This is a genomic window from Gaoshiqia hydrogeniformans (assembly GCF_049347105.1).
GTDB classification, from domain to species: domain Bacteria; phylum Bacteroidota; class Bacteroidia; order Bacteroidales; family Prolixibacteraceae; genus Gaoshiqia; species Gaoshiqia hydrogeniformans.
In genome coordinates, this window is sequence record NZ_CP186334.1 from 3301071 (window position 1) to 3320380 (window position 19310).

Genomic DNA, 19310 nt, shown 5'->3' on the forward strand with positions numbered 1-19310 from the left:
AAAAAAGAAAAAAAGATAGTTATGAAAGTAAAAATAGTCTTGATGTTATTATTGATCCTTTCAATTTTTTCTGGTTGTCAGGAAGGTGACGGGGACCAGGATTATGGATTCGCATACATTTACATGCCCCAGGCAATGGTTTCCGGTGGATTGACGAATTACTATAATGTGCCATCAGGTGGTGGCGAATACACGTACAATTTTAAAATTCAGGATGGACAGTTAAATGTGATCCTGGGAGTTTTACGCTCAGGAAAACTTGCTGATGAAGCATATCGTGTCGATATCAATGCATCTGAAACGTCTGCAGATGTATTATCTGCTGTTGGTGGGCTTGCACTGCCAACTGCGATCTATTCGTTGCCACAAAATGTGAATGTTCCTTCAGGTAAGAGCGGAGAAACATTCTATCTGTCACTTGATGCTGATGCGTTAATGTCTGAGGCTTATGACGGGCAAAAACTTGTATTGACCATCGGGATAAGTAATCCGACCAATTTTGAATTAGCGGATGTGGGTACTTCTGTTGTGGTGATTATCGATGTTGATAATGTAAGAGAATTTATGTAGTATAAAAAATAAATTAAAGGTTTTCCTAAAGGGGTATTTAGTGCCTGTTTTATGCAGTTGAGCTGAAGGCCTTTTAGGAGAATTCTTTTTTATAGATTCTAATTATCCATCAATCCGTTATAAACACGGAACTGTTGAATCTTTGTTTCTATATCAAAATGAATTTTGAATGAAGAAAAGAGTTTTATTTATTTTTCTGATCGTTTTTGCGGCTTCAAGGTTGCAGGCTCAAATCAATAAGGTGGAATTACTTTCAAAGAAAGTAGCTCAATATGATCGCGCTGATTTTTCAATAAGTTTAACCGGAACATGGGAAAACCCATATTTCCAGGAGCAGGTTGCACTCGATATGGCGCTTACTTCCCCAAGTGGAAAAGAATTGGCGCTGCCATGTTTTTATGTATCTGGTGAAAGTAGAAAAATGTCGCAGTGGGCGGCACGTTTTACCCCACAGGAGCCAGGGAAATATCAGTGCCAATTTCGTTTCAGTGAAAATGGGGAGGTCATAGATGTTTCAGACAAATTTTATTTCGATTCGAAGCCTTCAAGACTGAAAGGCTTCCTCCACGTCAGGAACAATTGGATGCTTGAATTTGACAATGGTGTGCCTTTCAGAGGCGTAGCCTTAAACTTGTGTTGGGAATCGCGTACAAATGATGACTCAAAATTCTTCAAAGAATTGCACGAGAAACACGAAAAATACAACTACGATTATCTGGTTCCATTATTTGCCAGAAACGGGGGAAATTTTTGCCGGGTATGGATGTGTTCGTGGAATTTTCCGATCGACCGCAAAAACAATTTTAACAACCATCGGTATGTTTCGTCAGATGAGTATTTTAATCCAAGTGCAGTCGCAAAACTTGATCAGTTTGTTGAATTGTGTAAAAAAGAAAATGTGTACGTGATGCTTTGCATGGAGCAGGGCGATGTTCGGGCCGACCATAATTTCTTTGTTTCTGATGAGGCAAAAATCCGATATAAAAATCGGTTGCGCTACATTGTTGCCCGATGGGGGTACAGTCCCAATATTGCCATGTGGGAACTTTTTAACGAAATAGACAACATCCAATACCGGCAACAGGGGAAACCGATTCCTACGAAAGACATTGTGGCCTGGCATACCGAGATGAGTGAATATCTCCGGGAACTTGATCCTTTTCAGCACATCCGTACAACTTCAATTTCGCACCGCGATTTGGAAGGTTTGAATTCGATCCCCGGCATCGACATTAATCAGAAACACATCTACAAAAACACATCAGGTATTCCCGGAGAAATAGAGAAATATGAAAAAGAGTTTGGAAAACCTTACGTTATTGGCGAATTTGGTTATGAATGGGACTGGTCAAAGAATTTCGACGAGTTTGCTGATGGGATGGACTTCGATTTCAAACGGGGCTTATGGTATGGTTTGTTCACTTCAACCCCGGTAAGCCCGATGAGTTGGTGGTGGGAATATTTTGAAGATCGTAATTTAATCCCGTATTTCCGAGGAGTACGCGAGATAAACGACCTGATGTTAAAATCAGGGAATAGCGATTTCAAAAAATTAAACGTTTATGCGGAAGGTCTGGAAACCTATGGGGTACAGTGCGGCGAAATGGTGTTTGTGTATGTGCTTAATCAATCGGATGAAACGGTAACTTCTTCCATCCATATTGAAATGACCACGCCTGAAAAACTTAATCTAAAAAGTTTTCAGCCGTCTTCCCTTAAATCCGTTACTCAAAGAATCGTTGGTCAGTCAAATGGAGTTGTAGTTATAGGTAGTGGAAAAATAGATGCGAAGGAAGATTTGGTATTCATTTTATCAGGTAAATAAATCGAGAGCCTTTTCAACGATCAGGTAAATGATCACGAGGTGAGAACGAATCAATCAGGAACCATATTGGATATTTTATGTCAAATTCTAATAATACCGAGAGCCGGGGTTATTCTAAAAGCTCATTTTTCGATTGGAATGTATTTATAAATGATAAAATAACATTAAAGTCAGGATAATGAACCGTGTATTTTTGGCAGACCCGAAAATGAAAGAGATGATTGAAAATGAAGGTGAAAAGAAGCTTACAAATTTAGGAACAACGAATATGGAATTTAAGAAAAGACTGCAAAATTTAGAAGATAGATATCGGGCGGTTATCACTAAAAAGAATACGCCGGAAGAATTGTCGAACGGTATTTTTGTGCGCTATGAAAATCCGGTTCTGACAAGAGACCATGCTCCGGTTTTTTGGCGTTACGATTTGAATCCCGAAACCAACCCGATGTTGCTTGAACGCATTGGCATTAACGGGACATTCAATGCCGGGGCCATAAAATTCAACGGTGGATATATCCTGCTAGTGAGGGTGGAAGGTAATGACCGGAAATCATTCTTTGCAATTGCAGAAAGCCCTAATGGAATTGATAATTTCAAATTCTGGGACTTCCCAATAACATTATCTGAAAACGATGAACCAGATGTTAATGTTTACGATATGCGGTTGACTGAACATGAAGACGGATGGATTTATGGTATTTTTTGTACCGAACGCAAAGACCCCGATGCCCCTGTCGGCGATTTGTCTTCGGCTGTGGCGGCTGCGGGGATAGTCAGGACGAAAGATTTAAAAGAATGGGAACGTTTGCCCGACCTGAAATCGAAAAGTCAACAGCGGAACGTTGTGTTGCACCCCGAATTTGTTGATGGGAAATATGCGTTGTATACCCGTCCGCAAGACGGGTTTATTGATGCTGGCAGTGGAGGGGGAGTTGGCTGGGCATTGGTTGACGATATGACCCATGCGGAAATAGAAAATGAGAAGATTATCAACTTTCGTCAGTATCATACCATCAAAGAGTTGAAAAATGGAGAAGGCCCTGCCCCGATCAAAACAGAAAAAGGGTGGCTTCATTTGGCCCATGGAGTCAGAGGTTGTGCTGCCGGGCTGAGGTATGTGCTTTATTTGTATATGACCGACCTGCAGGATCCATCGAAACAAATTGCCGAGCCCGCTGGATATTTTATCGCTCCCATGGGAGAAGAACGACTCGGAGATGTATCGAATGTGTTGTTCTCGAACGGATGGATACTAGACGATGACGGCACCGTATTTATTTACTACGCTTCGTCGGATACCAGGATGCACGTCGCAACTTCAACGATCGAAAAACTGGTCGACTATTGCCTGAACACTCCGGAAGATGGTTTGCGGTCTGCCACTTCGGTCGAAACACTTAAAAAGCAAATTGAAAGAAATCTCGCATTAATTGCTGAAAAGGACGAAAAAAGGATTTCTTTGGAGATGAATTCCCATTGATGTGGCGCTTTGCATAAGGGGAAATGAAATAGGACAACAATTTTAAACTATGACGAACGAAAAACTAAAGCTGAAAGAAAAGATCGGGTATGGATTTGGCGATGCCGCATCCTCGATGTTTTGGAAACTGTTTTCGATGTACCTGATGTTCTTTTATACCGACATATTCGGCATTTCCGCTGCTGTGGTCGGTACAATGTTCTTAATTACGCGTATCTGGGACGCCGCATTCGATCCGGTAGTGGGAGTGATTGCCGACCGCACCAGTTCCCGATGGGGAAAATTCCGCCCGTTTTTGTTGTGGGGGGCTGTTCCCTTCGGAGCTGCCGGGGTTTTAACATTCACTACGCCTTCATTCGGCCCGTTGGGAAAGATCGTTTACGCCTACATCACCTATTCTATTATGATGATGTTGTATTCGCTGGTAAATGTGCCATACGCATCGTTGCTTGGCGTAATGTCCGATGATGGAAAAGAACGCACGGCTTTATCATCGTACCGTATGGTTTTTGCTTTTGCCGGGAGCATTTTGGTTTTGGCCATGATCAATCCTTTGGTTGCGCTGTTTGGGGGAAACCATGCCGGACACGAATCACGGGCATGGCAGTTGTCGGTTATGGTGTTTGCCGTCATTGCGGCTGTTTTGTTTTATTTCACTTTTGCATGGACGAAAGAACGGGTAAGGCCGATCAAAGTCGACAGAGTCAGTTTGAAAAGCGATGTGAAAGACTTGCTGGCCAACCGCCCCTGGTGGATTTTGCTTGGCTCGGGCATTGCAGCCCTCATTTTTAACTCGATCAGGGATGGAGCTGCTATCTACTATTTTAAATACTTTGTGCAACGGCAGGATTTGGTTTCACTCTTTCTGGTGCTGGGGCAGGCTTCCAATATCATTGGGATTATTTTCGTTACCCCGTTGGCCAATCGTTTCGGGAAAAAGAGGACATACTTGTATGCAATGGCTATAGCCACAATGTTGAGTGTTGCTTTTTATTGGATGAATGCTGAAAATATAATCCTCATTATTGTGCTGCAATGTTTGATCAGCATCTGTGCCGGAAGTATTTTTCCTCTTTTATGGTCGATGTATGCCGACATTGCCGATTATTCAGAGTACAAAACAGGCCGCCGTGCAACCGGTTTGATCTTTTCTTCGTCGTCCATGTCGCAAAAATTCGGGTGGACGCTCGGTGGCGCGCTTACCGGGTGGCTCCTGGCCATTTATGGGTTCAAGGCGAATGTGGTGCAAACAGAAGAAGTGCAGTCGGGCATCCGGATGATGTTGAGTCTTTTTCCTGCAATAGGGACGATTCTTTCTGTTCTCTTTATTTCTATCTATCCGCTGGATGAGCGCAAAATGGAAGAAATTACGGGGGCGTTGGCAGCCCAACGAGACGAAACTCCTCCACAAACAGTTACCGAATAATGCTAGGACAAATACTGAATAGCTTAAAAGACGAGATGAAACCTGATCTTGTCGACAATATCCTCCCATACTGGATGAACAGGATGCCTGATCGGAGTAATGGAGGTTTTTACGGACAAATAACCGGAGAAGAACAGATCATAGAGCAAGCAAACAAGGGCGGGATATTGAATGCCCGTATTCTCTGGAGTTTCTCAGCTACTTATAACGACCTGAAAAATCCGGAATATCTGGAGATGGCCAATCGCGCCTGCAATTATATCATCAATCATTTTTTTGATGAAAAACACGGTGGGACCTACTGGAGCCTCCGTTGCGACGGGCAGCCGCACGACACAAAAAAGCAGATATATTCGCAGTCTTTTTTTATTTACGCTCTGGCAGAATATTACCGCGCAACCCGATTCAGTCAAAGCCTCGAAAAGGCTGTTGAGCTGTTTCATTTGATTGAAAAATTCAGCTTTGATAAAACCCGAAATGGTTATTTCGAGGCGTTCAGTCGTGAATGGCAGCCGCTTGAGGACCTCCGTTTGAGCGAAAAGGATGCCAATGAAAGCAAAACCATGAACACGCATTTGCACATTCTTGAAGCCTATACTAACCTGTATCGGGTATGGAAAGACAAAACGTTGGAAACTCAACTCGAAAACCTGGTTCGTTTGTTTCTCGACCGGATTGTGGATTCGGGAACTTTTCATCTGAACTTGTTTTTTGACGATGACTGGACGTGCAAATCGAACATTATTTCCTATGGGCACGATATTGAGGCTTCGTGGCTGATTTACGAAGCAGCCGAGGTATTGGGTAAACGAGAATTACTGGAAAAAACAAAGTGGGTCTGCGAAAGGATCGTAAAGGCTTCGATGGAAGGTTTGCAGGACGACGGTAGCCTGATCTACGAAAAGGATTCAAAAACGGGGTATCTTGATGCCAACAGGCATTGGTGGGTTCAGGCAGAGGCGGTTGTCGGGTTCCTGAACATGTATGAGTTGACGCACGAAAAGGTTTATATTGAAAAAGCTTCAGCTTGCTGGCAGTATATCAAAAACAACCTGGTCGATCCCCGGAACGGGGAGTGGTTCTGGAGTATTTCCCGTGACGGCGTGGTTAATCGCAGAGACGACAAAGCCGGGTTTTGGAAATGCCCGTATCATAACTCTCGCACCTGTTTGGAAATAATTAAGAGGGTAGAAAGGTTGATCAAGTAAGCAGGGATGGAATTAATATCCGATGAGTTGATCCTCTTTGTCTTGCGTTTTTTGATACAGATGATAGGGACAGGTTTTTCCCTCACCTGTAAAAGTTCATCTCTTCGAGGTATTGATAGGCTTTGGGTGGAATGAAATGACGGATGTCTTTTCCGGCGGCAAGAGATTCCCGGATAAATGAGGCCGATATTTCCATAAGCGGGGCGTTAACCAGCTGTATGTGCGGGTGAAAATCTTTTTCCTGTAAGCTACACCCGGGACGGGGATAGACCAAAATCCGGTAGTTGGCCAGAATCTGGTCGTGGTTTTTCCATTTGTGAAAACTATCCAGGTTGTCGCCGCCCATGATCAGGAAAAACTCGTGCTTCGGGTGTTTTTCCTGTAAGTAGGCGAGCGTGTCGATGGTGTATGAAGGTTTCGGGAGCCGGAACTCGATGTCGGTCACGCGAAACCTAAAATCGTCGTGAATCGCGCGGTTTACCAATTCGAGCCGCTGGTAATCATCCAGCAGGTTCTTTTTGTTTTTATGAGGGCTGTGCGGCGAAACAACAAACCACACCTGATCAATTTCGGTGAACTCGACCATATAATTGGCAATGGCTAAATGGCCAATGTGAATGGGGTTGTATGTTCCGAAATAAAGTCCGACCTTCATGGGAAAGGTGATTATTATTTGAAGTTTACTGCTGAATGAAATCGGTCACCAGTTTATCGGCATTTGCCAGGGTAACCGCCAGCTCCTGGCTGATCAGGACGGTGTCGAAGTTCGGTGCAAAACTGAGTTCGTATTCGGATTTTTGGAGCCGTTTCTCGATCACCTCGGGTGAATCGGTCGAACGCCCAACCAGGCGGTTACGCAGTTCTTCGATCGACGGCGGTTGGACAAATACCGCAAGGGCTTCATCTTTGTAGTATTTTTTGATGTTTATGCCGCCAATCACATCCACATCAAAAATAACATGCCGCCCCTTGTTCCGGATCCGGTCTACTTCCGATTTGAGGGTTCCGTAGCAGATTCCGGGGTACACTTCTTCCCATTCCAGGAATTCATCGTTCGCAACCTTTTGTTTGAATTCTTCCGGACTTAGAAAGTAGTAGTCAACGCCGTGTGTTTCGGTGTGCCGTGGCGCCCTGCTGGTTGCCGAAATCGAAAATTCCAGGTTGAAATCCTGTTGCAGCAGGTGTTTTACAATGGTGGTTTTTCCTGCTCCCGACGGCGCTGAAAAAATGATTAACTTCCCTTTCATTCCATGTGGGTTTACAAAACATTCAGTAATTGTTCCTTGATCCGTTCAAGAGAATCTTTCATTTGCACAACAATTCGCTGGATGTTGCTTTCGTTCGCTTTACTCCCGATGGTATTGATTTCCCGCCCGATTTCCTGAGCGATAAATCCCAGTTTCTTGCCAACATCCTGACTGCTCTCCAGCGTTTCCAGAAAATAGTCGCAATGGTTGATCAGCCGGACTTTTTCTTCATTCATATCCAGTTTTTCCAGGTAATAGATCAGTTCCTGTTCAAACCGGTTTTTGTCCATGTTCCCGTTGAGGTTGATTTCATTAAGCCCATCCAGAATGCGGGCTTTAACGTTTTCAATGCGTTGCTCCTCAAATGGGGTAACTTGCGTTAATAATTGCTGGATATCGGCAATGTTGGCGCGAATATCGTTTTCGAGCGCTTTCCCTTCCTGTATCCTGAATTGATCCAGCGCCCGGATGACCGACCTGATCTGGGCAAAAATGTTTTCCCATTCCTGTTCATCCGGTTCTTCATAAACGGTTTTAACAGCGTCAGGAAGACGCATGACCGATTGCATGATCTTTTCGGAGACCGGCAGACCCAGGTTTTTCTGAATACTGCTTAGCTGGTTGAAATATGCCGTAACAATATTTTCATTGATGACTGAGTTACTTTCAGTTCCCAGGTTTTCGATGTACAGCGAAAAATCAATTTTGCCCCGGAGAAGCTTCTCTGAAATTTCTTTTCGAATCACAATGTCTTTTTCCCGGTAAAGCATAGGTAACCGCGAATTGATATCCAGTTGTTTACTGTTTAATGATTTCAATTCGAGCGTAATCTTCTTATTTCCGCTTTCAAATTCGGCTTTTCCATAGCCGGTCATCGATTTAATCATGTGCTGATTTTTTTAATTGAGCTCAAAGGTATACCAATTTTATTTCAGAAAAAAGACAACCGGAATCTTCGTTGAATCCGGTTGTCCTGGAGTAATATCGTATTGGCAATAAATTGGGCGATCTAATTGTGCGACCGCGCCTGACTTAAACTTTTAGTGACTTCAATCAATCGTACAAACTCCCCGCGATAACCTTCTTCATCCTGATCACGGGCGTTTTTAGCCAGTTCTTCAACCTGCTTGTATGTTAAGGCTCCGAGGTATTCCGAATTTCGGAGCAACATGCCAAATCCGGCCACCGCTGAAGCAAAACGGATATTTTCCGAAGAATTCCTTAGCGGACTAACTTTTGCCGGAACGATCTGATCAATCGGGTAACTTGTATCTCCGTCGGGTAATTTGTAGCGTGTTTTTACCGTCACCAGTTCATCGGTATAGTTATTTTCGGATTGCTTCCGGCTGACCTGGTATTTCAGTTCATCTGTTCCCGGAACTTTTTCTTTGGAACCGGCCGGAATTAACTCGTATAAGGCAGTTACAGAATGGCCCATGCCCATTTCACCGGCGTCTTTTTTATCATCTTTAAAGTCTTCGTTGTTTAATAAGCGATTCTCATAGCCAATCAGCCGGTATGCTTTTACGTGTTGCGGGTTGAATTCCAGTTGCAGTTTCACATCTTTGGCCACAGTAAACAATGTGCCGCCAAACTCTTTGACCAGTACTTTACGCGCTTCCTGCAGGTTGTCGATATACGCGTAGTTTCCGTTCCCTTTGTCGGCAATGGTTTCCATCTTGTCATCTTTGTAATTGCCCATTCCAAATCCTAAGACAGTCATGAAAATGCCCGATTCTCTTTCGATTTCCACGAATCGTTCCAATTCTGAAGTACCGGATACCCCTACGTTAAAATCGCCGTCGGTAGCCAGAATGATCCGGTTATTTCCTTCCGGGATGAAGTTTTCACGGGCAATTTTGTAAGCTAGTTTCAGTCCGGCGCCGCCCGCCGTTGATCCGCCTGCTTCCAGTTTATCGATTGCTGAAAGAATGCTTTGTTTTTGATTGCCCGTTGTTGAGTTCAAGACAACTCCGGCAGCTCCGGCATACACCACGATTGCTACCCGGTCGTCGGGGCGGAGTTCGTTCACCAACAGGTTCATCGACGATTTTACCAATGGTAATTTGTTAGGCGCTTGCATGGAGGCCGATACATCGATTAAAAACACCAGGTTCGATGATGGTAAGGCAGCTTTGTCAATTTCTTTTGCCTGAAGACCGACCATCAGCAGGTAATGATCGGAACTCCACGGACAGTGGGTCAGTTCCGTATTGATCGAGTAGGGTTTGTCTGCTTCCGGTTTTTCGTACTTGTAACTGAAGTAGTTGATCATTTCTTCAATCCTGACTGCATCAACGGGGGGCATTTGGCCCAGATTTAAAAACCGGCGTACATTGGTGTACGATGCCTGGTCAACATCAATGGAAAAGGTCGACAGCGGATTGTTGATAACATCTTTGAAGCCGCTTTCGTGGATGGTACTGTAATTTTCGGTGTTAAATTCCGGGCGGGTATAGTAAGCCGGAGCAACGGCATACGAAACTGAGCCGGTCGTGCTTGCTCTTTTTTTTGCACCAAAACCTACCACAATACATTCATTTAAGACCTCAGCATCTTCAACGATTATTAGTTCCTGAGTTAATATAACCGGTATAAAATTTCGGTTGTTTACCGGCAGTTTCTTTGTTTGATAACCCTTCGCTGAGAAAATAAGCGTATCAGTTCCAACGGCCTGAATACTGAAACTACCATCGGCTGTGGTCTGTGAACTGATGGATTTAAGGAGAACGCTAATAGATACCTGCGGCAAAGCCCGGCCTGTTTCGTCTGTTACTTTTCCTTTTACCGGGAGTTGCGCCATTCCGGAGATTGACAGTAAAAGCGCCAGTGTGATCATGGTTGGATTTTTCATGACTTAAAATTTTTGAGTTAATATTTGCAGATAGGATGCAGGCCGGAAAAGGATTCCATAAAAAATTCAGATTTTTTTATACAAAAAGATGTACTTTTAGTCTCACACACTAAAAATATGCTGACCGTTTGTTCCTGAAATCGAAACATAAAACAGATCTGACAGATGAAGAAATCGTTCTTCAATATAAAAGGGGAAATGATCAGGAGTTGCTGGCTCATCTGTATGGCAGGTATGTGACGCTGGTTTTCGGACTCTGCCTGAAGTATTTTTCCGACCGGGAACAATCGAAGGATCTGGTGATGCAAATTTTTGAAAAACTGGCTGTTGACCTACACCGGCACGAGGTCCGGCAGTTTCGAAGCTGGCTGTATGTGACCAGTAAAAATCATTGTTTGATGGAGTTGCGAAAACGGGAATCGCTGAGAAAGCGGGAAAAGGATTGGGTGGAAAAACAGGCCGGTTTTGTGGAATTTCAACATCAGACGCATCCCATTGAAGACGGTGTGGATTTACAGTTGAACGAGGCATTGCGGGATTGTCTCAATCGCCTGAAAGAGGAACAACGGCAATGCCTGCATTGGTTTTATTACGAAAGTAAAAGCTACCGGGAAATTACCGGTTTAACCGGACTGGAAGAACAAAAAGTAAAAAGTTTGCTGCAAAACGGGAAACGAAATTTGAAAATTTGTTTGGAGAAAAAACATGTCGGCTCAGAAATCATATCATGAGGAAGAACAGATTTACAGGTATTTGAAGAATCAACTATCTGAACGGGAGAGGAATGCTTTTGAACGTGAGTTGCAAAAAGATCCTTTTCTGGCCGAAGCTGTTGAAGGTCTGGCCAGTATGGCGGATGATTGTATTTGGAACGATCTGTCGGAGTTGAAGAAAGAAATAGTTTCCGGGAATCGTCGTAATCGCCGCATCTGGTGGTATGCTGCCGCGTCGGTTTTGTTGGTTGTCGTCAGTTCGGTTTGGTTATTTGATTTGGAGCAAAAGACATTTCAGACGATCACTCACAACCGGGAGGAGCGGGCGCCCGAAACGCAAATTCAGGAACACCGCCAGGAGCCCGCTTCGGTTCAAGCTTCCAAAGAGATCATTGCGGATTTAGCGGATGATACCGAAGAAGAGGCCCTGTTGATGCTTGAGGATGACGAAGAAACTGATCCAAGTGGTCGCAGCATTTCTCAGGGCCGGAGCGTTCTGACGGAGGATGTTTTTGTACAAGAAGAACAGAACCTGATTGTTTATGAGCTTGATCGGTCGGCTGTTCGCGCAACGGTTGGAGAGCAAAAAAATGGTTTTCAGGCACCATCGGCCGGAAGTTTAGTCAGACTGCCTGATGTGGCGGATACTTCAGATTTGACACTGAAAGGGATCGCATTAACTGATGATCATTCCGAATCTTTTTTACGGATGGGTTCTGGTTTAGAGCCGGCGCTGGACGAGGTCGTTATTGTTGGATACGGGAACCAGAAAAAGGCCGGGAGAACCGGGGCTGTTTCTTCGGTTGTGCCCGACCGGGAAGCCATACCTTTGGTTGGTTGGGAACAATACCGAACTTATTTGGACCAGGCTTGTCGGAATGTTCCGGTTGATTCTTCGAAGAAAAAAATTGTGGTGAAAATGACATTTGTTGTGAGTGTAAACGGCCTGCCGGAGCAAATTGAGATTCTGCGCAGCGATGATCAAACGTTTGACCGGGAGGCTATCCGGATTGTTCAACATGGCGGATTGTGGTTGCCAAAAGTGAAAGATTCGGTTCTTCAGGCAGAACAGGTGAAACTACGCCTTGTCTTTCAGTTTAAGGAATAGACGCCTTACGCGATTACGCCCGAGCCGATTAGTTCGTCACCATCGTACCAGGCGGCAAACTGCCCCGACGTAATTCCGCGCTGTTCGTCTTCAAACAAGAGGTACAAGCCTTCGTCGTGCCGGTAAAGTGTAGCCTTTTCCAGTGGCTGGCGGTAGCGGATCCGCACCCGGTAGTCGCGGATTTCGCCAATGCCCATTTGTAAGTCGGTCCTGATCCAGTGGATCTCTTCGTTCGAAATGAATAGCCCTGGACGATATAAACCGGGGTGTTCGGTTCCTTCTCCCACGTAGATAATGTTTCGGGCAACGTCGGTGCCAATCACAAACAGCGGTTCGGAATGGCCGCCGATATTGAGCCCTTTTCGTTGGCCAACGGTGTAAAAGTGGGCGCCGCGATGCTCCCCGATGATTTTTCCGTTCCAGGGCCTGTAAGGATAGTGGAAACACAGTTTTTTGAAATTAGCGGGTGACTTTTCAACCTGTTTTTTCTTATCGATAAAGGTTGAAGAAACTTCTATCACGTTTCCCGTTTTTGGTTCCAGTTGCTGCTGCAGAAAGGTGGGTAAATCCACTTTCCCCACAAAACAGATTCCCTGTGAATCTTTCCGTGTGGCCGTTGGAAGTTGTTGTTCGGCTGCAATACGGCGTACTTCGGGCTTATCGAGATGCCCGATGGGGAAGAGGGACTTACTCAGTTGGTCCTGGTTTAGCTGGCACAGGAAATAACTTTGATCTTTGTTGTTGTCTGCGCCGGCCAGTAACTGGTAGATGGTTTTTCCGTCTTTTTGGATTTCGGTCTTTCGGCAATAATGGCCGGTCGCCACGAAATCGGCGCCGTGTTTCAGGCACTCGTCCATGAAAATATCGAACTTGATTTCGCGGTTGCATAGTACATCCGGGTTTGGCGTGCGTCCCTTGCTGTATTCGTCGAACATATAATCAACCACGCGTTTTTTGTAATGTTCGCTGAGGTCGACGATATGGAAAGGCATATCCAGTTTTTTGGCTACCATTTCAGCAATCAGCGCATCATCTTCCCAGGTACATTGTCCGGTGAGCGTTCCGGTACGGTCGTGCCAGTTAATCATAAACAAAGCAATCACGTCATAACCCTGCTGCTTGAGCAGGTACGCCGCCACACTCGAATCCACTCCTCCCGATAAACCAATAACGACCCGTTTCATGTGCAATTAAATTGTGCGACAAAAGTAGAATGAAAATCGGAGATCCGCAATGTTCTGTTTCACCCTAACCGTTTCCGGTGCGATTCATAAAAAAAGGTACCCTTGCGTCAACCGGCAAAGATACCTTTTGTAATTCAAAAACAGTCTCGAATAATCTCTGAAAGCTGCTTCCTTTCTTTTCTTGTCTAATTATAATATTATCCTGCTGCCGGAACAACAAGTGAAATATTAACTGTAGTTGTAGCTCCCGAAGTGACAACAACGCCGGTTTGCTCAAAGGCGGTGTAACCTGTTGCCTGAACCCTGACAATATAGGTTCCGGGCGCGAGTCCGCTGATGGAATAACTTCCGTTTTCGCCGCTAACAGCGGTTGCAATGGCAGCGGGTACTTCTTCTCCTTCGGCCGGTGTCGGATGAACGGCAACCGTGATGGCTTGCAGTAAAGTTTCACCGGTGCTTACAACTCCGGCGATAGTTCCCGGTGTTACAAAAGCGATATCTACGGTCGTTCCTGCGCCGACGGCCACAGTAGCACTTGCTTCAAATTTATCGAATCCTTCGATTTCACAACTGACGGTGTAAGTTCCTGCCGGTAAGCCCATCACTTTATAGTAACCGTTCTCGCCGGTTTTGGCCGAAAGGGTATCTCCGTTGTGGATAATGTCAACAATAGTGTCGACCAGGGCTTCACCGTTGGCAGTCACGGTACCTTCAATCCAACCGGTATTGTCGATAACCGAAGCGCGGATGACCGGTTTAAAATTGAATCCTTTAATTCCGGCCGGAGTGGCAGCATTTCCCTGCATCACGAATGAACGGCTCACATCAAAATCGACCAGTACGGTTGCAAAACCACCGAATGTAACATTCAGGTCGCCTTCGATTTTAATTTTTAAGCCGCTGCTCGATCCGCTGGGAATTTTTAAATCCATCAGAGTACCATCGGTCAGTTTTATATTGGCGCTGACGACATGTAACCGGACTTCATTATAACTTCCGGATTCAAGTTCAATCTCTCCTAATTCTGCTGTAACACCGTTTTGCAGGTCAAGCAGGTTAAATGTTGTTTCTCCTTCAAGGTCGAACCCGATAAAATCAGATGAGTTTACGTCTTCCTCTTCTTCGTCACCTGCTGATTTGCGGACCTCAACCCGGTCAATGGTCACATTGGCTTCTTCTACCCATTCAAATGGGAACGGGGCGTCAGTCAGCAAAAAGCGAACGGTTCCTTTACCTTCTTTGTTAATTGACTCGTCTGTGTTACAAGCGGTAAAAACCACAGCCAGTAAGGCAATAATCAGGGCCGACATTGTTTTCATTCTTTCTTTCATAACTCGTTACTTTTTTTCGTTAACAATAATTACTTCGTTTGTTTGAAAGGAGTATTCGAGATTGAGGGAACGACACAGGATTTTGATGGCTGTTTCAGCGCTGGTAGTTTCCAGTTTTCCTGAAAAATGTTTTTGCACTGACTGGTTCAGCAAAATCCTGACTTGAAAAAAGTTTTCCAGGTCGGCAACAACATTCGAAAGCGTTTCATTTGAAAAGGTCTTTCTAAACGTCGCTGTTCCCGGATACATTTCGTCGGTATGAACCATTGATGTTTGTCCGTCGGGTTGATAGATCATTGAATTCCCGGCCGAAATTTCCTGTGCCAGGTTTTTCGTGGTAAACATTACCTTCCCTTCAAAACAAGTTACCTTTAGTCCATTACTTGTATCCGAAACCTGAAATCTCGTTCCCAAAACGCGAACATCTCCCTTCGGTGTTCTGACAATGAACTTATCCCCTTTTTTTACCTCGAAGTAAGCTTCCCCTTGTAGCTTGATCTCTCTTTTCCACCAGTATCTTGGGTAACTGACGGCGCTGTTTTCGCTTAAAACAACGCGGGAGTGATCAGGAAGCCTGATTGCGTTAACTTGTTGAATATTTCCCTCAAATACCTTTAACGAGAAGAAAAAATGAAGAAGGAAAACCAGGACCAGAGAAGCAGCGGTTGAAATTGCGATTCGATAAACAGGACTTAGTAATATTGCTTTTGTACTGACCTGATTTTGTCGCCCTTCTTCAATTTTCTTTAATATTTTTTGCAGCACAATATTTTTATCTGTCTTCCCCGGAACTAAATAAGATCTGACTACCTGATCAATCGGACTTTCATTTTGTGTGATTACAGGTAATTCCGGATGTAGACATATATTGTTGCTGTTTAACACGTTTTTAATTTGTTTACAGCATTAATATCCTTTCATCCGGAAATACCCTACCGGAAAAATCAATTTTTTTTAAATAAAAATGTAAGTTGCTTGTTTACAGGCTCCTGATGTTGATGAAAAATACCGGGGTGAATTTAACGGAGGTGATATCGGTGCGGATCGAATAAGAACCGGTACTGTCGGAGATCTTAAAATAATCGACCATCAGGACGTTCTCGCGATTAAACAAGTTTAAGATAGAAAAACCGGAACTCAGGCTGAAATATTTCAACGAAAACCTTTTTATAACCGAAAGGTCTGTTTGAGCGAAATAGGGGAGCCGCCCAAACGACTGGCTGTCTGTTTCGGTAATTAAATACGGGCTGCCCGAGTGGTAGTTCAGGCTCGCGGAAAATACCCAGCTTTTATATTTCGCCATTTCAGTCCACCGGAGTTTGAGCCGTTGATCGTCAAAAGGGGGATAACTTTCGCCGTTATTGAAGACTTCAAACTGTTCCGTCGATTTGGATAATGAGGCGGATAGCATGTGGGTGAAATTACCTTTTTGATAATGAATAAGCGCGTCGAGGCCGTAAGACTCTGTTTGGCCCGGGTGCGTCACATATTCGATGAATTTTTCTTTTCCGCCGCTGACTTCAGCATAAAGGTTAATTTTCCCGCTTGTTTTTTTGTAATAAGATTCCACATTCAGGCTAAGGCCGTTTTTTTCGTAACCGGCTCCAATCACATGCTGGCGGGCCTTCATGATGCCGTTGCCGGTAGTATCGGGTAAAAACCAAACCAGTTCACTTGTTCCCTGACTGTCGATTTTCCTGATCTGTGATAAAAACTGGTTGTAGGTTCCCCCGGAATAAAACAGGTTCAGGTCGTCGGTGGGTTTATAGCTGATCCCGTAACGCGGCTGGAGATAGAGTTTATCGGTGATGTCGGCTTTGTTGACCCGCAGACCGGCGCGTAACTGAACTTTTTCTGCCGGTTGAATGCTCTCCTGGAAATAGGCGTGCAGAATGGTCGCTTTTGAGTCGTAGTTGATCGAATCGACCGGAATATTGCCAACAGAACGCTCCGCCCGGTACAGGTAACTGACTTGGTTGGTTCTGGCCCCGAAGCCGAGTTGGTGTGTAAAACGGCCGGTTTTAAACTCCGATGACAGGCTGGCCATTAATTCTTCCAGCTGATTGTCGTCTTGGTCCAGTTCTGTTTTTCCTCCGTGTCCCTGGCTGTTTGGTAACATGCCGGCATTGCGGAGCGAAGAACGGTCCAGTTCATTATACCCGAAGTTGAGGTGATGTTGCCAGTGGCTCCCGGCCTGATACCGCCAGTTCCCGCTGAAGCCCCGGTTTTTGCTGTCCATTTCCTGATTCCGGTAAAAACGGGATCCTTCATTGAACAGGTAATCCTGTGTTTGCTGGTCATTACTGGTTAATACATTGAAGGAGATTTCCTGTTTTTCGGTTGGTTTCAGACTGATTTTGAGGTTCAGGTCGTCAAAATAAACAACCGGTTTCATAGTTGATTCTTCGTCTGTGGTAATTTCCTGTTCGAGGATTTGTTTGTATAAATAGTTTTCCCAAACGTCGATATACGATTTCCGGAAAGCGCCGCTGAGAGAAACGGTTTTCCCGACCGGGATATTGGCGGTGGCATTTACATTGAGCAAATTGGCCGAAAGGTCGAAGGCTGGTTTATAGTAACTGTTTTTTCCCGACAGTTCAATAATACCCGAAGTCCGTTCGCCCAGGGTGGCATCGAATGCGCCGCGCGAGACGAAAGCCTGTGAAATGTATTTGGCGTTCAGAACACTCATGCTGCCAAATAAATGGCTGGTTTCCAAAACCGGGATGCCGTCAAGCAAAATCAGGTTTTCAGAAGGCGATCCGCCGCGAATGGAAATGCCTTGGGTTTGACCGCCCAAAAAATTAACCCCGGGGATGAGACTTAGCGCGGTTACCAGGTCGCCGTCGTCGAGCCGGGGCATATTGGCGGCTTGTTTTGGGTTGAAGGCTATTTTTTCCGAGTGGTCACGCATTTCCAATACATCTTTTTCCTGTTGGTACACATTGATCGCCTCGATGTGAAAAGCGAAAGGCGTCAATGCTATCCGGTGAAATTTTCCGGGTACCAGGCGAAGCATCGTATCCAGCCGCTGGTAACCCAGATGGCCGATTTCTACGGCCAACTGATCCGTCTTTTCAATTTTTTCACCAAAAATACCTAATTCGTTGGTGATGGTCCCTTTGCTTGCACCAAAACCGATGTTGCAAAACAAGAGTGGTTCTCCGGTATGCTTGTCGATGACCAATCCTTCCATTCGGATAAATTCAGGAATTTTTTCGGCGACGGGAGTCGGGTTCTTATAAATGACCCAGGTATTTTCAATCTTTTCGTAAAGGAGATGATGCTTTTTGCACAGCTCATCCAGGAACCGGCTTACCGGAATCCCTTCGTAATTCAGTTCCGGTTCAATTTCGGCGAAGTAGTCGGCATCAAAGGCAAATTGCAATTGGTATACTGCAGCCAGATTTTCCAATACCTGCCCCAGTTTTTTTCCTTTGGATTGAACCGATATTAACTTTTCCTGACCAACTGCAAGTATTGAAATGCTTAGGAAAAACAGGAGGATAAAAATATGTGGCTTAATTCCTTTCAATTAACTGCAGTTTATTGTTTTCAATCAGGTAGTTGAAATTCATAGCACGTGACAGGATCTGAAGAGAGACGCCGCTTTGCGCTAAATTCAGCCGGCCGGTAAAACGCTGTTCGAGCATGCTGTCGGATGCCGCCAGCGTATAACCTTCGCGTTGACAGATCAGCAGCAGGATCTCTTTTAACGGGCGGCTATGCCAGTAATAAGTCCCCTCCGGTAAATCTGACAATACCTCCGGACTGATTTCAAAGGGGCCATCAGCCTTTTCAGTGTCAAAAGTAACGGCCTGCCCTTTTTTTAGAATAATTTCCTGTTGATGCAAACTCACTTTTACGGAACCTTCGTAACAATCAACCCTGCCCGATTCCGGCGAATAGGCCTGAATGTTGAACGCTGTACCCAACACCTCCAGGTCTCCCCCAGGGAAACTGACACGGAAGGTTTTTCCTTTTTTTACTTCGAAAAATGCTTCACCCTTCATTCCGATGACCCGTTCGCCGTTTCGCTTCCGGTAGCTGTATGTCAATTCGCTTCGGGTTTTTAAGGTTACCCGGCTGCTGTCGGGAAGCCAGACCAACTGACTGGGAGCAAGGTCGTTTTTTGCGAAACCGGGCTGCTCTGCCTCGCGGAACAAGGTAAAATATAACAGGACGACAGCTGCCGCAGCAACCGATGACCAGCCAATCATCCTGATCTTTGTATGCTTTGGCGCTTTATGCTCAGCTATTTTTTTTGACAGCAGATTCCAGGCTTCCTCCTTGCTCCTGGTTTCAGGTACACGGTAGCCCTTCAGCTGTTGTTCGATATCGAATTTATTTGAGTGCATATACCT

General features: G+C 44.9%; 16 protein-coding genes. 7 read left to right on the forward strand and 9 right to left on the reverse strand.

Going from position 1 to position 19310, the window contains the following annotated elements:
• Window positions 1-21 precede the first annotated feature (21 nt).
• The 5 genes from ACOIT5_RS13395 (at window position 22) to ACOIT5_RS13415 (ending at window position 6509) form a co-directional block, all read left to right on the forward strand.
• Window positions 22-570, forward strand: coding sequence for a hypothetical protein (locus ACOIT5_RS13395; protein ID WP_423126660.1), 549 nt, complete (start codon window positions 22-24; stop codon window positions 568-570).
• A 169-nt stretch (window positions 571-739) separates the two neighbouring features.
• Window positions 740-2395, forward strand: a complete 1656-nt coding sequence (locus tag ACOIT5_RS13400) for a DUF5060 domain-containing protein (protein ID WP_423126661.1) — start codon at window positions 740-742, stop codon at window positions 2393-2395.
• Window positions 2396-2573: 178 nt separating this feature from the next.
• On the forward strand, window positions 2574-3875 hold the full coding sequence (locus ACOIT5_RS13405) for a glycoside hydrolase family 130 protein (RefSeq protein ID WP_423126662.1): 1302 nt from the start codon (window positions 2574-2576) through the stop codon (window positions 3873-3875).
• A 49-nt stretch (window positions 3876-3924) separates the two neighbouring features.
• Complete coding sequence (locus ACOIT5_RS13410) at window positions 3925-5301, forward strand: MFS transporter (RefSeq protein ID WP_423126663.1); 1377 nt, start codon at window positions 3925-3927, stop codon at window positions 5299-5301.
• The gene (locus tag ACOIT5_RS13415) at window positions 5301-6509 is read left to right on the forward strand and encodes an AGE family epimerase/isomerase (protein WP_423126664.1); all 1209 of its coding nucleotides are present in this window, start codon (window positions 5301-5303) and stop codon (window positions 6507-6509) included. Before ACOIT5_RS13410 ends, ACOIT5_RS13415 begins: the two co-directional genes overlap by 1 nt.
• 82 nt (window positions 6510-6591) lie before the next feature.
• On the opposite strand, the gene nadD is transcribed toward ACOIT5_RS13415, so the two are convergent.
• From nadD to ACOIT5_RS13435, 4 genes are all read right to left on the reverse strand, one after another.
• Window positions 6592-7164: a nicotinate (nicotinamide) nucleotide adenylyltransferase gene (nadD, locus tag ACOIT5_RS13420; RefSeq protein ID WP_423126665.1), complete on the reverse strand. Its 573-nt coding sequence runs from the start codon at window positions 7162-7164 to the stop codon at window positions 6592-6594.
• 25 nt (window positions 7165-7189) lie between these two features.
• Complete coding sequence (gene gmk, locus ACOIT5_RS13425; RefSeq protein WP_423126666.1) at window positions 7190-7756, reverse strand: guanylate kinase; 567 nt, start codon at window positions 7754-7756, stop codon at window positions 7190-7192.
• Window positions 7757-7767: 11 nt separating this feature from the next.
• The gene (locus ACOIT5_RS13430) at window positions 7768-8643 is read right to left on the reverse strand and encodes a YicC/YloC family endoribonuclease (RefSeq protein WP_423126667.1); all 876 of its coding nucleotides are present in this window, start codon (window positions 8641-8643) and stop codon (window positions 7768-7770) included.
• A gap of 122 nt (window positions 8644-8765) precedes the next feature.
• Complete coding sequence (locus ACOIT5_RS13435; protein ID WP_423126668.1) at window positions 8766-10610, reverse strand: vWA domain-containing protein; 1845 nt, start codon at window positions 10608-10610, stop codon at window positions 8766-8768.
• Window positions 10611-10738: 128 nt separating this feature from the next.
• On the opposite strand from ACOIT5_RS13435, the gene ACOIT5_RS13440 reads away from it, so the two are divergent.
• Together ACOIT5_RS13440 and ACOIT5_RS13445 are read left to right on the forward strand one after the other, a co-directional pair.
• A complete protein-coding gene (locus tag ACOIT5_RS13440) occupies window positions 10739-11341 on the forward strand; it encodes an RNA polymerase sigma factor (RefSeq protein ID WP_423126669.1) in 603 nt (200 codons plus the stop codon).
• Window positions 11342-11363: 22 nt separating this feature from the next.
• Window positions 11364-12431 (forward strand): energy transducer TonB, encoded by a 1068-nt coding sequence (locus ACOIT5_RS13445; protein ID WP_423126670.1) that lies wholly within the window; start codon window positions 11364-11366, stop codon window positions 12429-12431.
• 5 nt (window positions 12432-12436) lie between these two features.
• Here ACOIT5_RS13445 and mnmA read toward each other — a convergent pair whose 3' ends face one another.
• The 5 genes from mnmA to ACOIT5_RS13470 all read right to left on the reverse strand — a co-directional run bounded on the left by mnmA (window position 12437) and on the right by ACOIT5_RS13470 (window position 19304).
• On the reverse strand, window positions 12437-13615 hold the full coding sequence (mnmA, locus tag ACOIT5_RS13450; protein WP_423126671.1) for a tRNA 2-thiouridine(34) synthase MnmA: 1179 nt from the start codon (window positions 13613-13615) through the stop codon (window positions 12437-12439).
• Between the two features lie 197 nt (window positions 13616-13812).
• Window positions 13813-14946: a DUF4382 domain-containing protein gene (locus ACOIT5_RS13455; protein ID WP_423126672.1), complete on the reverse strand. Its 1134-nt coding sequence runs from the start codon at window positions 14944-14946 to the stop codon at window positions 13813-13815.
• 6 nt (window positions 14947-14952) lie between these two features.
• A complete protein-coding gene (locus tag ACOIT5_RS13460) occupies window positions 14953-15711 on the reverse strand; it encodes a FecR family protein (RefSeq protein ID WP_423126673.1) in 759 nt (252 codons plus the stop codon).
• Window positions 15712-15925: 214 nt separating this feature from the next.
• Entirely contained in the window at window positions 15926-18481 is a 2556-nt protein-coding gene (locus ACOIT5_RS13465) for a TonB-dependent receptor plug domain-containing protein (RefSeq protein ID WP_423126674.1), read from the reverse strand.
• The gene (locus tag ACOIT5_RS13470) at window positions 18468-19304 is read right to left on the reverse strand and encodes a FecR family protein (protein WP_423126675.1); all 837 of its coding nucleotides are present in this window, start codon (window positions 19302-19304) and stop codon (window positions 18468-18470) included. Before ACOIT5_RS13470 ends, ACOIT5_RS13465 begins: the two co-directional genes overlap by 14 nt.
• Window positions 19305-19310: the final 6 nt, after the last annotated feature.